We start from the raw sequence: 14,145 nt of genomic DNA on the forward strand, positions 1-14,145 counted from the left end.
GATGGCCAAGCAGTGGCGCGGAGTCCTGCACGAGTACGCGGACCGCCTCGATGTCACCGAGGCGACCCCGGTCATCACTCTCGGCGAGGGCGGCACGCCGCTCATCCCCGCGGCGGCCCTCTCGGCGCGCACGGGCGCGAAGGTGTGGGTCAAGTACGAGGGCATGAACCCGACCGGCTCCTTCAAGGACCGCGGCATGACCATGGCGATCTCGAAGGCCGTCGAGCACGGCGCGAAGGCCGTCATCTGCGCTTCGACCGGCAACACCTCCGCGTCGGCCGCCGCCTACGCGACGCACGCCGGCATCACCGCGGCCGTCCTGGTGCCGGAGGGCAAGATCGCCCTGGGCAAGCTCAGCCAGGCGATCGCGCACAACGCGCAGCTGCTGCAGGTGCAGGGCAACTTCGACGACTGCCTCGACATCGCCCGCGACCTCGCGAAGAACTACCCGGTCCACCTGGTCAACTCGGTGAACCCGGACCGCATCGCCGGCCAGAAGACCGCGGCCTTCGAGGTCGTCGAGGTGCTGGGCGACGCGCCGGACTTCCACATCGTCCCGGTCGGCAACGCGGGCAACTACACCGCGTACTTCCGCGGCTACTCGGAGGAGCTGGAGCGCGGCGAGTCGACCCGCCTCCCGCGCATGTTCGGCTTCCAGGCCGAGGGCTCCGCTCCGATCGTGCACGGCGCCCCGGTCCGCCACCCCGAGACGATCGCCAGCGCGATCCGGATCGGCAACCCGGCCTCGTGGGAGCTCGCCCTGAACGCGCGCACCGTCAGCGACGGCTACTTCGGCGCGATCAGCGACGAGAAGATCCTCGAGGCGTACCGCATCCTCGCGGGCGAGGTCGGCGTCTTCGTCGAGCCGGCGTCGGCGATCAGCGTCGCGGGGCTCCTCGAGCGCGCCGAGGCCGGAGCGATCCCGAAGGACGCGACCGTCGTCCTGACGGTCACCGGCCACGGGCTCAAGGACCCGCAGTGGGCGCTCCGCACGGCCGACGGCGCGGACATCACGCCGACCGTCGTCCCGGTCGACACCGCCGCGATCGCGGATGTGCTGGGGCTGGCCGGCGCATGACCTCGGCGGTTCCCGTCGGCCGCACCGTCCACGTCAAGGTCCCCGCCACCTCGGCGAACCTGGGCCCCGGCTTCGACACGCTCGGCCTGGCGCTCTCGTTCTACGACGAGCTCGACGTGACGGCCGTCGCGGCCACGGGTGCGCGGGTCACCGTGCACGGGGTCGGCGAGGGAGAGGTGGCGACCGACGAGACGAACCTCGTCGTGCAGGCCATCGCGTACACGTTCGCCGACCAGCGGCAGGAGATGCCCGGCATCGAGGTGATCGCGCGCAACATCATCCCGCACGGCCGCGGGATGGGCTCGTCCGGCGCCGCGATCGTCTCCGGCATCATGGCCGCGAAGGGCCTGCTCGAGGGCGTCGTCGAGCTCGACTCGGACGACCTCCTCCGCATCGCCACCGAGATGGAGGGGCACCCCGACAACGTGGCGCCCGCACTGTTCGGCGGCCTCACCATCGCCTGGGTCGAGCCGCACGCCTCCGGCGCCGACGACTCGCCGCTGCGACCGCGCTCCAAGAAGCTCATGGTCCACCGCGGCGTGTCCCCGGTCGTCTTCGTGCCCGAGCACACCATGTCGACGCGGCTGGCACGCTCGCTGCAGCCGCAGAGCGTGCCGCACGAGGACGCGGTGTTCAACGTCTCGCGCTCCTCGCTCCTGATCGCCGCTCTCATCCAGAGCCCGGAGCTGCTGTTCGCGGCGACCGAGGACAAGCTGCACCAGAACTACCGCGCGGCCGCCATGCCCGAGACCTCAGCGCTGATCGCGCTGCTGCGCTCGCACGGCTACGCGGCCGTCGTCTCGGGTGCCGGACCGAGCGTCCTGGTGCTCTGCAGCGACCCCGCACAGCGCCTCGCCGCCGCGGATCTGGTGGAGCGGGAGGCCCCCACGCCGTGGCGCGCGCACATGCTGGCCGTCGACTTCAAGGGTGCTACAGTGGGGACCGCATCCCGAGGAACCGCGTAACGAGCGGAATCTGTCCGACGGATCGTCCCGACAACCACGGCCATCACATCGTGTGAAGGGCGCCCCTGCTCCTCTTGCAGACCGGCGCCTGGTCTCCGGGCCCTCTCCTCGCTCTCTGCGGCAGTCGGTCCCGGCGGCCGAGAGCATCGCGTGGATCAGAACACGCGATGGCACCGCACGGTCGATGAGCTCTCCCGGTGAGCACTCGTTCCCGGGGGGAAGGAACCCTCTCCAGTGACAGACGTCAACACCCACGGCTCGGCCGTGGACCTCACCGCCGACCTCTCCGGTCTGCGCGTCGCCGAGCTCCAGGCTCTCGCGACGAGGCTCGGCCTCGGCGGCGCCTCAAAGCTCCGCAAGGGCGAGCTGGTCCAGGCCATCTCGGACCTGCGCGCCGCCTCCGCCGAGGACGCGCCCGCCGCGATCGCCGACGCGGTCGGTCCGGACGACGCAGCGGTCGCCCCGGACGTCGACGCCACCGGCGTCGAGGCCGAGCCGGCCGATGTGGCCGAGCAGTCCGCTCCGCAGCCCGAGGCGCCGGCGGAGCTGCCGACGCCCGTCGAGAGCACCGAGGCCGACACGGCCGACGTCCTCGAGCAGGCCGCGCCCACCGTCGACGAGCCCTCCGCGACGGCCGCCGAGTCGGCCCCCGTCGAGCTCGAGCTCCCCGCGGCGGCCGAGCCGGTCGCCGAGCCCGCCGAGCGCGCGCCCCGCCGACGCAGCTCGCGCCGCGCCTCCAGCGGCACCGTCGCCGCCGGCGAGCACCTCAACATCCCCGGCGGGACCGGCGTCGAGTCGCTGATCCCCGACCTCCCCGTCATCGAGCAGGACCGCGACGCCGACCAGGCCGCGAAGCCCGTCATCGACATCGAGCTGCCCAACGGGCCGGAGTCGGACGACTCCTCCCGCGAGGGCGGCCAGCGCGAGCGCCGCGGACGCCGCCGCAGCCGCGGGGGCGCCTCCGAGCAGAGCGAGCAGGCCGAGCAGGCGCCCGCCGAGAACGACGCCGACTCCTCCGACTCCGGCGACCAGCAGGAGCAGCAGGGCGGAGACCAGCAGCAGAACGGCGACCAGCAGGGCACCGGCCGCGGTCGCAACCGCCGCAACCGGAACCGCAACCGCGGGGACGACCGCCAGAACGACGCTCAGCAGAGCCCCGCCGCGCAGTCCCAGCCGCAGAACGGTCAGGGCGCGCGCGCCGCGCAGTCCGAGGGCCAGCAGGCTCCTCAGCAGAACGGCTCCGGACAGCCCCAGAACGGCCAGCAGGCCGAGGGCGAGGACGGCCGCCGCAGCCGCTACCGCGACCGCAAGCGCCGCGGCGGAGCGATCGGCGACGACTTCGAGCCCGAGATCGGCGAGGACGACGTCCTCATCCCGGTCGCCGGCATCCTCGACGTCCTCGACAACTACGCCTTCGTGCGCACCACCGGGTACCTGCCCGGCGTCAGCGACGTCTACGTCTCCCTCGGCCAGGTCAAGAAGTACAACCTGCGCAAGGGCGACGCGGTCGTCGGCGCCATCCGCCAGCCCCGCGAGGGCGAGGGCGGCGGCCGCCAGAAGTACAACGCGATCGTCCGCGTCGACTCGATCAACGGCCAGACCGTCGAGGAGGCCGCTGCGCGCGTCGAGTTCCAGAAGCTCACGCCGCTCTACCCGACCGAGCGCCTGCGCCTCGAGACCGAGCCCGGCAAGCTGACCCAGCGGATCATCGACCTGGTCGCTCCGATCGGCAAGGGACAGCGCGGCCTGATCGTCGCGCCGCCCAAGGCCGGCAAGACCATCGTCCTGCAGCAGATCGCCAACGCGATCGTGCAGAACAACCCCGAGGTCCACCTGATGGTCGTCCTGGTCGACGAGCGTCCGGAGGAGGTCACCGACATGCAGCGCACCGTGCGCGGCGAGGTCGTCGCCTCCACCTTCGACCGCCCGGCCGAGGACCACACGACCGTCGCCGAGCTCGCGATCGAGCGCGCGAAGCGCCTGGTCGAGCTGGGCCACGACGTGGTCGTGCTGCTCGACTCCATCACCCGTCTCGGCCGCGCCTACAACGTGACCGCTCCTCCCTCGGGCCGCGTGCTCTCGGGCGGCGTGGACGCCTCGGCGCTGTACCCGCCGAAGAAGTTCTTCGGCGCGGCGCGCAACATCGAGAATGGCGGCTCGCTCACCATCCTCGCGACGGCGCTCATCGAGACCGGCTCGAAGATGGACGAGGTGATCTTCGAGGAGTTCAAGGGCACCGGCAACATGGAGCTCCGCCTCTCCCGCCACCTCGCCGATAAGCGGATCTTCCCCGCCGTCGACGTGAACGCCTCCGGCACGCGCCGCGAGGAGATGCTGCTCAGCGCCGACGAGGTCAAGATCACCTGGAAGCTGCGCCGCGCCCTCGCCGGGCTCGACCAGCAGCAGGCGCTGGAGATCATCCTGTCGCGCCTGAAGGAGACCTCGTCCAACGTCGAGTTCCTCATGCAGGTCTCGAAGTCGGCCGTCGGCCCGGCCACCGCAGGCCACGGCAACGGCCACCACTAGCGCCCCGACGTCCGCGGTCGCCCCTGTCACCGGGGGCGGCCGCGGACGTTTTCGCGTCCCCGGGCGATGAGCCCGACCCCGACCACCTCCGGAAGCCAGGACCCCATGTTCGAATCCGTCAGCATCCTCCTCGCCGAGCACGAGGACCTGCAGACGCAGCTCTCCGACCCGGCCCTCCACGCCGATGCAGCCCGCGCGAAGAAGGTCAACCGGCGCTACGCGGAGCTGAGCCAGATCAAGGCGGCCCACTCCGCCTGGATCCAGGCCGGCGAGGACCTCGAGGCCGCGCGCGAGCTCGCCCGCGAGGACGAGGCCTTCGCGGAGGAGGTCCCCGAGCTGGAGGAGTCGCTGCGGGTGGCGCAGGAGAAGCTGCGGCGCCTGCTCATCCCGCGCGACCCCGACGACGGCCGCGACGTCATCATGGAGATCAAGGGCGGCGAGGGCGGAGCCGAGAGCGCGCTGTTCGCAGCCGACCTCCTCCGGATGTACCTGCACTACGCCGAGGCGAAGGGCTGGAAGACGGAGATCCTCGACCGCGACGAGTCCGACCTCGGCGGCTACAAGAACGTGCAGGTCGCGATCAAGAGCAACGCCACCGATCCCTCGCAGGGCGTGTGGGCGCACCTCAAGTACGAGGGCGGCGTGCACCGGGTGCAGCGCGTCCCCGTGACCGAGTCGCAGGGGCGGATCCACACCTCGACCACGGGCGTGCTCGTGTTCCCCGAGGTGGACGCGCCCGAGGAGGTCGCGATCAACCAGAACGACCTGAAGATCGACGTCTACCGCTCCTCCGGTCCCGGCGGGCAGTCCGTCAACACGACCGACTCCGCCGTGCGGATCACCCACCTCCCGACCGGCATCGTCGTGTCGATGCAGAACGAGAAGAGCCAGCTGCAGAACCGCGAAGCGGGCATGCGCGTGCTGCGCGCCCGCATCCTGGCCCGCCAGCAGGAGGAGATCGCCGCGGCGGCCTCGGACGCGCGCAAGACGCAGATCCGCACGATGGACCGCTCCGAGCGCATCCGGACCTACAACTTCCCCGAGAACCGCATCGCCGACCACCGCACCGGCTACAAGGCGTACAACCTCGACGGAGTGATGAACGGCGCGCTCGACCCGGTGGTGGAGAGCGCCATCCAGGCCGACGAGGAGGCCCGCCTGGCCGACATCGGCTCCGAGGAGGCGTGACCCTCGTGACCACCGGTGTCGACGCGCGCACCCTCCTCGCGGACGCGGTCGCCCGCCTCGCCGCCGCCCGCGTCCCCACGCCGGACGTCGATGCGGAGCTGCTTCTCGGGCACCTGCTCGGGCTCGGCCGCGGCCGGCTGCAGGCGCGCCTCATCACGGGGTTGAGCGTCGACGAGGAGCACGCCGCGGCGTTCGCGAGCGCGATCGAGCGCCGGTCGGCTCGCGAGCCCCTGCAGCACATCACCGGGATCGCACCGTTCCGCTCGCTCGAGCTCGCGGTCGGACCCGGCGTGTTCGTCCCGCGCCCGGAGACCGAGGGCGTCGCGCAGATCGCGATCGACGCGCTCCGCGCGGTCGTCGACCCGGAGCCGATCGCCGTCGACCTCGGCACGGGCAGCGGAGCCCTGGCGCTCGCGCTCGCGCACGAGGTGCCGCACGCGCGCGTGATCGGCGTGGAGAACGCTCCCGAGGCGTTCATCTGGGCCCGTGGCAACCGCGAGCGGCTCGGGCTCGAGAACGCCCGCATCGTCTTCGACGACCTCGCCCGGGCGCTTCCCGAGCTGGACGGCACCGTCTCCGTCGTCGTCTCCAACCCCCCCTACATCCCGGCCGCCGCCGTCCCGCGCGACCCGGAGGTGCGCCTGTTCGACCCGCCCTCGGCTCTCTACGGCGGCGAGGACGGCCTGGACGTCGTCCGCTCGCTCTCGGCGACCGCCCTCCGCCTGCTCCGCTCCGGGGGAGTGCTGGTGATGGAGCACGGCGAGCTGCAGGGCGCCGAGATCCGCGCCCTGCTCACCGCCGACGGCTGGCGCGGAGCGACCACGCAGCGCGACCTCACAGGCCGCGACCGCGCGACGGTGGCGGTGCGCTGAGGCGTCGCGGAGCTCTGCTAGCCTCAGCGGCGATCCGGTGGCCGCACCGGGCAGGCAGGCTCGGGAGGCTCGCATCGCCGCTGCACGCGATCGGCCGCGCCATGGGCTCCGCCGCCCGCTGCTGATCTTCCTGGCCGTCGTGGTGGTCGCGGCCCTCGTCGTAGTCGCCGTGCGGCTCCTCGAGCGGAGCGACGGAACTGCTCCCGTGGCCTGCGCGCCGTCGTCCGTTTCCGCGTCGCCCGCGCCTGCCATCGGCTCGGTCGACGACTACCTGGGCGGCCGGTCCTACCTCCGCGGCGTCAACGTGTTCGATCTGCAGTCGCGCGTCGACGTCGGAGTCGACTGCACCGCCGGGAATCCGGCCGAGAGCTACGAGTTCCTGGCGGACCGCGGGCTCACCCTGGTCCGGCTCGCGGTGCCCTGGTCGCTCCTGCAGCCGCAGGCCGACGGGGAGAGCACCGACGACGCTCTGGCGAAGGGGCTCGATCCGGCGGCGGTCGCGCTGCTCCGGACCGAGATCGCCGCCATCGGCGCCGCCGGCATGCGGGCCGTGCTCGACCTGCACAACAACGGCACCTATCCGGCGAGCCAGGGCGATCTGCCCGCGGGGACCGTCTGGTTCGGATTCGGGCTCTCGGTATCCCAGGCGCAGCGGGTCTGGACCCTGCTCGCGGCGGAGTTCCAGGACGACGGACGCATCGCCGCCTACGACCTCTTCAACGAGGTGAAGCGGTCGCTGGTCCCCGTCGAGACCTACAAGGCCTACACGGAGGCCGTGGTGTCGGCCGTCCGGGGGACCGGCGATCGGCACACGATCTGGGTCGAGGGGATGCGGGAGGCGACGACGGGCACGGTCGCTGCGATCGCACCCGACGGGCCGTGGATCCAGGACCCGCTGGACCGGATCGTGTACTCGCAGCACTTCTACCCCGGCGGCACGGGCACGACCCTGCGCTCGGACAAGCAGGGCGGCACCGACGAGCATGTCTTCGTGGCGGCGGTGACGACCTTCGGGCAGTGGTGCCGGCGGTACGGGGTGCACTGCTCGGTCGGGGAGGTCGGCTGGCCCAGCGATCAGAGCCTCTCTCTCACCGCGGGCGGCGCTGGCTCCTGGACGGACGTCGGCGAAGCCTTCTACACGGCCGCAGACAGCTACGGCCTCGACGTCACGTACTTCGGCTCCACGAGGAAGTCGGACTGCGGCTGGCTGATGGCCTACTGCGGCGACGATCACGAGATCGACGACGCGCGCTCCCAGAGCTCCGTGATCGAGGCGCACCTCACGCGCTGAGCGCAGTTGTCCCCCTCGTGGGAGGGGGTCTCCTCGAATAAGCCTCACTCGCGCCACCCGCCGACGACCCCTTCCGACAATGGGGGCGCGGGGCTCTCCCCGCGCCCACGACCGCACGTCCGGGAGGCCCCCCTTGATCGGCGACCGAACCACTCACGAGAACCCGGGGCGTCCCGCCTCCCTCCTGCGTCGCGGTGTCCTCGCCGCTGGTGCGATCGGGGCGGTCGGCGCCTGGAGCGCCGCCGCAGCCCCCGCCGCCGAGGCCGCGGTCACGATCTCGCAGGGCGAGCTCGACCGGATCGCCGTGGTCGCCTCCGCCGCCCGCTTCTCGGGCATCGACGCGACCGGCGCGACGGACTCGAGCGCCGGCCTGCAGAAGGCGATGAACGCCGTCCCCGAGGGCGGCCTGCTGGTGATCCCGACCGGCACCTACCTCGTCGGGACCTCGCTCTACCCCCGGCTCGCCAAGTCCCTGCGGGTGAGCGCGCACGGGGCGACCCTCGTCGCCACCTCGTCGAAGCCGATCTTCTCGGTCTCCGGGGCCTACGGCACCGTCCTCCCCGTCACCGCCGTGACGGTCGCCGCTCCGGCCGGAGCCTCCGCCGTGTCGCAGCTGAGCGTCGGCGGCACACCGGACTGGGCTCCCGGCACGATCGTGAAGATCGTGTCGGACGACCCGATCCCGGAGCGCCGGCCGGGGGACGGCGTCGTCGAGTCCCGCCTGGGCGAGTTCGCGGTCGTGCGCTCCTCGTCCGGATCGACGGTGGTGCTCGGCGGAGTGCTCCGCGAGACCTACAGCACCAACATCCGCGTCGCGCAGATCTCGGACCAGACCTTCTCGATCGAGGGAGGCACCCTGATGGTCGCGGCCGCGCGCGCGACCGCGTCGAACGAGCCCCTCGTCTACTTCTCCCGCCTGCGCTATCCGCAGCTGCGCTCGGTGACGGTCACCCGCGCCTCGGGCCCGGTCTTCCGCTTCACCTCCTGCTACGGATACCTCGTCGAGGACGCGGTCGTGCGGTTCGCGACCGACGACGCGGGCTCGTCGATCCTCGGATACGGCGTCTCGGACGTCGGGAGCAGCTTCGGCCAGGTCGACCGCGGCGTGTACTCGCATGTGCGCCACTCCTACTCCGACGACACCAACCGCGTCGCGGTCAACAGCGATCTCTCCGGCTACGGCCGCACCTACGGCACGGTCGTCTCGGGAGTGAACGCTCTGATGACCACCTCGAGCGCCTTCGACACGCACCACTGCTCGGAGGGAGTGACCTTCATCGGCTGCACGGCCACCTCCGGCATCGGCCAGGGCAGCCAGGGGCAGTCCGGGTACCAGCTGCGGGGGATCGGGCACCGGGTCGTGGACTGCACGGCTCGCTTCGTCGAGAACGGCGTGATCGTGCAGGACGAGGCCAAGGGCGGGGACTCGCGCTCGCACCAGATCAACGGATTCCGCGCGTTCGACGCCCGGGGAGCCGCGGTGCGCGTCGTCCGTCGACCCGCCGGGCACCCGAGCGCCGGCGTCTTCGACCCCTCGCCGACGGTGACGGCCTCGGACATCTACGCCGAGCGAACCGGAGCGCTGCTGGTCAGCTACAACGCCTCGGTCGTGCTGGCCGGAGGCGTGTTCCGCGCGGGCGCGAGCAATCCCGGCACCGGCGATTACCACGGCATCTACTCCGAGAACAGCCTGCTGCGGATCCGCGACACCATCCTCGACTTCGAGGCCAACACCTCCGGAACGCCCCGGCCCATCGGCTCGGGCAGCACAGCGGGCGCGGTCCCGGGTCAGCAGCGCACGGAGATCGACGGACTGGAGGTGCGCAGCACGCCCGACATGGTCGCCCGCACCTGGGGCGTCTTCAGCGGAACGGACCACCTGGTGCGCGCCCGCAATGTGCGGTTCAGCTACCCGTTCCGCTACATGCCGGGGGAGAACCTGTCGCCCCAGTCGTCCATCGAGTGGCGGTGCGACGTGCCCGCCGACGGAGCGACCGAGGTCGCCACCTCCGGCGTCTTCGTCTGGGGCAACAACGAGGTCACGACGACCCAGAAGCGCCTGCCGCTCTCACCCGACCCGGTGATCATGGTGCGACTGGTGTCCACGAACACGCTCACGATGGCGGCCCTGCCTTCGGGCTCCGTCTTCGGTCAGCGGCTCCACCTGCTGCACGCCGGGGCCCGTCCGGTCACCGTGCGCCACGGGGCGGCGGGCGGCACCGCGCTCACCGGTGGTCAGGACGTCGCCGTCGATCCGGGCGGGCAGCTGCTGCTGTTCTGGGACGGCGGGGCCTGGCGCCAGTCGGTCTAGCCGTCCGGCTGCGCGGACGGCCGGCGCCGGACGGTGCAGCCGCGTCAGCGGGGGAGGTGCTGCCGGCGCCGCTTCGGCGATTCGGCCTTCGACGACGGCGGCACCGGAGGCGTCTTCGCGCGACGGGCCGCGACGGCCACGGCGAAGACCAGCGGCCAGAGCGCGAGGGGCACGCCGGGGTTCGAGAAGTGGCTGTGGATGGTGGAGATCACCACGAGCACGACCAGCAGGATCGTCACCGGGAACACGGCCGCGGCTCCGAGCATCCGGCGGGAGCGGAGCACGACGGCGAACGCGACCAGCAGCAGCAGGACCTCGGGGAGGAGACCGAGGACCCCGCTCGCGATCAGCGTGCGCATCCACTCGGACTCGGGCGACACCCACACCAGCGAGGACGGCCGCACGGGCCAGCCCTTGTCGACGGCCGAGTAGACCTGGGTGCCCCAGCCGCTGAGCGGACGCTCCGCGATGGCGGGGAGGGTCTCCGTCACCCAGATGTTGACCCGGTAGCCGATGGTCTGCGGCAGCCAGGAGTACTGGGCGATCGCGTACTGCGACTGCCCGGACTGCTGCTCCAGGCGTGCGGCGATGCTCTGCCCGAGCACGAGCCATCCGGCCGCCAGCACGGCCGCCCCCGAGAGCACCAGGACGGGGCGGGCCTTCAGCCGCAGGGCCGTGAGAGCCAGGATGACCGCTGCGGCGCCGATCGTCGCGAAGGTCAGCGTCGTGACGGCGCCCGCGAAGAGCACGGTGAGGGCCGCGACCGGCCAGGGGGCGAGCTTCGTGCCCGCGGAGCTGATGATCAGGTCGACGCAGGACGCCGCGATCACGCAGGCGAGGTACCCGCCGAGAGCGGTCCAGTGGCCGATCGTCGACGTGCCCCGGATGTCCCAGCCGCTCGAGAGCCGCTCGGCGAGACCGCCGGAGCTCGTGATCTGCACCAGCACCTCGTTGACGCCGGGCACGCGCAGCAGCTGCGCGATCGCGATCAGCGCGACGAGCACGCCCGGTGCGCTGAACCCCCGGAGGAACGGCGCCAGGTCCGACGGAGCGCGGACGACCATCCGGACCGGGAAAGTGGCCGCATAAGCGACACCGACAGTGAGGAGCACGCCGATGAAAGGCGAATGCCTCAACTCGCCCGAATTCACGAGCTCGAGCATTCCCCAGGCGATGAGGAGAAGAAGGAAGGAGTAGTCGAGAGAAGTCAGTCTCACTCGGGCGAGAGGAGCCCTGTCCTTCCAGAGGAGTGCCGTGAGGAAGGACAGCCCCACGAGCAGCATGCTCACTCCCTGGAAAGGGCCGAGAGCGTTGACCTGGACTCCGACGAGTCCTGCCGCGGAGCCCAGGAGCACGCCCACCACAAGCGGCCGTCTCGCTCGTCGAGGATCGCTCGAGGGCATTCCGCGTCGCGCGACTCTCTGCCGCCCGTTGGGGGGGACAAGCGCTGATCGATTGTTCGAGATGGGATCGTCTTCCGTCGAGAGCGCGGGCGCCGCTCGCTAGCGGGGATATCACGCGGTGAGGCAGATGTGCCGAGTGCCGTTAGTCTAGGTCGGCGTCGTGATTCTCGCATGCCGCAGGACGAGGAGAGCATACTTCTGTGCCGAAGATCGACGTGGTCCACTGGAATCCCGCACAGCCGATCAGTCGCGCCCCCTGGGCCCGATTCGTGCCGATCCGCAGGAGAGTCGACAACTTCGGCGATCTGCTCGGCCCGATGATCGTGGAGCGGATCCTGCAGCGCGAGGGGATCTCACCCGGCTCCGCGCTCGAGCGCCGCCGACTGCTCGCCGTGGGGTCGATCCTCAAGCTCGCCCGCGACGGGGACACCCTGTGGGGCATCGGGGCGAACGGCAAGTCGCTGGACGCACGATTCGACTTCACCGACCTCGACGTCCGAGCCGTCCGCGGTCCTCTGACCCGCGGCTTCCTCCGCGCCCGGGGCATCGCCGTCCCCGAGGTCTACGGCGACCCGGGCCTGCTCGTCGGCACCCTCTGGGGTCGTGACGAGCTGCGCCGCGGCACTCCCGACCGCCGGGTGACCGTCCTCCCCAACTTGAACGATCTCCGTCGGATGCGCGCCGACGGGACCGCCCCGCGGGCGGAGGACGGCCTCGTCGAGCCGACGCGCCCCGTCTTCGAGGTGCTGGGCGCGATCGCGGCGAGCGACCTTGTCGTCGGTTCGTCCCTGCACGCGATAGTCGTGGCGGAGTCGCTGGGGATCCCGGCTCGGCTGGTGGCCTCGGCGAGCGAGCCCGACTTCAAGTACCGGGACTACTACGAGGGCTCCGGACGCGCGGGCTTCACTCCGGCCGCGACCGTCGCCGAGGCGATCCAGGCGGGGGGCGAGCCGCCCCTGGACTGGCGTCCTGACGCGCTGCTCGAGGCCTTCCCGCGCGATCTCTGGGGGAGCGTCGTCGAGGCTGCGCGGTGACGATAGCCGGTGACGCCGCCCGCGGCGCCGCTGCCACGCTCGGCGGGCAGTGGATCCGCTTCGTCCTGCAGCTGGGCGCGCTCGCGGTCCTCGCGCGGCTTCTGAGCCCGGACGACTACGGAGTGGTCTCCATGGTGCTGGCCATCGCCGGAGTAGCGACGCTCCTGGGCGACTTCGGGCTCTCCATGGCGTCGATCCAGTCCAGCGACGTGACCGACGCCCAGCGCAACAACCTGCTCTGGATCAACGTCCTCCTCGGGCTGGTGCTGGGCGGGATCGTGTTCCTGCTCGCAGTGCCGATCGCTGCGTTCTACGGGCGCGACGAGCTCGTCCCGGTCTGCCAGGCGCTGTCCGCGGTGTTCGTGGTCAACTCCGTCACGGCCCAGTTCAAGGCCGAGGTCTCCCGCCGCTTCCGGTTCCGCTGGCTCGCCGCCTCCGATGTGCTGGCGCAGCTCGTCGCCTCCACGGGCGCGGTCCTGCTCGCGCTGTCGGGAGCGGGCTACTGGGCCCTCGTCGCCCAGCAGCTGCTGGTCGCGGTCACGACCCTGGTCGTCCTGGTGATCGGTGCCGGCTGGCTGCCCGGCCTGCCCTCGCGCACGCAGGGCATGCGCGCGTTCCTCGGCTTCGGCGCGAACACGGTCGGGGTGCAGCTGGTCAACTACATCAGCGGCAACGCCGACAGCGTGCTGATCGGTCGGGTCTGGGGAGCCGGCGCGTTGGGCGTCTACGACCGCGCCTACCAGATCTTCCGGATGCCGCTCCAGCAGATCGCCGCGCCCATGACCAGGGTCGCCTTCCCCGTGCTCTCGCGGATGAAGGACAGCCCGGAGTTCGAGCGGTACGTGCAGCGGGCCCAGCTCGTGCTCGCCTACGTCATGGGCGGAGTCTTCTTCGCGGCAGCCGCGCTCGCCGACCCGATCATCGAGATCGCGCTCGGCCCCGGCTGGGACGAGTCGAAGACGATCTTCCGGATCCTCGCGATCGGCGGCGTCTTCCAGGCGCTCGGGTTCGTCTACTACTGGGTGTTCCTGGCGAAGGCGCTGACCGGGCTCCAGCTGCGGTTCAGCATCGTCTCGCGCTCGCTCATGGTCGTCTTCATGGCGATCGGAGTGGTGTGGGGGCCGATCGGGGTCGCGATCGGCAGCACCGCCGGCCTCGTCCTGAACTGGGTGGTGCTCTCGTTCTTTGCCGTGCCGCGCGCCGGCATCGACGTGAGGGCGCTCCTCCTGCAGGCCTGCCGTCCGCTCGCGCTCGGTGTCGCGATCGTCCTCGTCTCGCTGCCCGCGCTTGCCCTGACCGCCGGGCTCGGCGCCCTGGGCCAGCTGCTGATCGTGGGCGCGATCGACCTGGCGATCGCCGGGCTCGCTGTCCTCCTCCTCCGGGCCTACCGGGAGGACGCGCGGCTCCTCCAGCGGACCGTCCTGGCGATCCGCCGACGCTGAGGTCGCCGACGTCGCGGAGGGCGCCCGGCCCGGGC

The 14,145-nt window shown here is 71.7% G+C and carries 10 protein-coding genes; 9 read left to right on the plus strand and 1 reads right to left on the minus strand.

What is annotated here, in order from left to right; translation table 11 throughout:
- The first annotated feature begins 1 nt into the window (after position 1).
- The 7 genes from thrC (at position 2) to C5C25_RS02070 (ending at position 10,231) form a co-directional block, all read left to right on the plus strand.
- Positions 2-1,078, plus strand: a complete 1,077-nt coding sequence (gene thrC / locus C5C25_RS02040; protein WP_104223003.1) for a threonine synthase — start codon at positions 2-4, stop codon at positions 1,076-1,078.
- Positions 1,075-2,043, plus strand: a complete 969-nt coding sequence (thrB, locus tag C5C25_RS02045) for a homoserine kinase (RefSeq protein ID WP_104223004.1) — start codon at positions 1,075-1,077, stop codon at positions 2,041-2,043. The genes thrC and thrB overlap by 4 nt, the downstream gene beginning before the upstream one ends.
- A gap of 234 nt (positions 2,044-2,277) precedes the next feature.
- Positions 2,278-4,569, plus strand: coding sequence for a transcription termination factor Rho (gene rho, locus C5C25_RS02050; protein WP_104249567.1), 2,292 nt, complete (start codon positions 2,278-2,280; stop codon positions 4,567-4,569).
- A gap of 105 nt (positions 4,570-4,674) precedes the next feature.
- Positions 4,675-5,757: a peptide chain release factor 1 gene (gene prfA, locus C5C25_RS02055; RefSeq protein WP_104249568.1), complete on the plus strand. Its 1,083-nt coding sequence runs from the start codon at positions 4,675-4,677 to the stop codon at positions 5,755-5,757.
- On the plus strand, positions 5,754-6,629 hold the full coding sequence (gene prmC, locus C5C25_RS02060) for a peptide chain release factor N(5)-glutamine methyltransferase (protein ID WP_104237567.1): 876 nt from the start codon (positions 5,754-5,756) through the stop codon (positions 6,627-6,629). Before prfA ends, prmC begins: the two co-directional genes overlap by 4 nt.
- A gap of 139 nt (positions 6,630-6,768) precedes the next feature.
- Positions 6,769-7,920: a glycoside hydrolase family 5 protein gene (locus tag C5C25_RS02065; RefSeq protein WP_181133610.1), complete on the plus strand. Its 1,152-nt coding sequence runs from the start codon at positions 6,769-6,771 to the stop codon at positions 7,918-7,920.
- A gap of 133 nt (positions 7,921-8,053) precedes the next feature.
- Positions 8,054-10,231: a hypothetical protein gene (locus C5C25_RS02070; RefSeq protein WP_104249570.1), complete on the plus strand. Its 2,178-nt coding sequence runs from the start codon at positions 8,054-8,056 to the stop codon at positions 10,229-10,231.
- A gap of 44 nt (positions 10,232-10,275) precedes the next feature.
- On the opposite strand, the gene C5C25_RS02075 is transcribed toward C5C25_RS02070, so the two are convergent.
- On the minus strand, positions 10,276-11,595 hold the full coding sequence (locus C5C25_RS02075; protein WP_181133611.1) for an O-antigen ligase family protein: 1,320 nt from the start codon (positions 11,593-11,595) through the stop codon (positions 10,276-10,278).
- 239 nt (positions 11,596-11,834) lie between these two features.
- Between C5C25_RS02075 and C5C25_RS02080 the strand changes: the two genes are divergently transcribed.
- Positions 11,835-12,668, plus strand: coding sequence for a polysaccharide pyruvyl transferase family protein (locus C5C25_RS02080; RefSeq protein WP_104237571.1), 834 nt, complete (start codon positions 11,835-11,837; stop codon positions 12,666-12,668).
- Complete coding sequence (locus C5C25_RS02085) at positions 12,665-14,110, plus strand: lipopolysaccharide biosynthesis protein (protein WP_146079411.1); 1,446 nt, start codon at positions 12,665-12,667, stop codon at positions 14,108-14,110. The genes C5C25_RS02080 and C5C25_RS02085 overlap by 4 nt, the downstream gene beginning before the upstream one ends.
- Positions 14,111-14,145: the final 35 nt, after the last annotated feature.

It is taken from the genome of Rathayibacter sp. AY2B9 (assembly GCF_002931595.1).
Taxonomy (GTDB): domain Bacteria; phylum Actinomycetota; class Actinomycetes; order Actinomycetales; family Microbacteriaceae; genus Rathayibacter.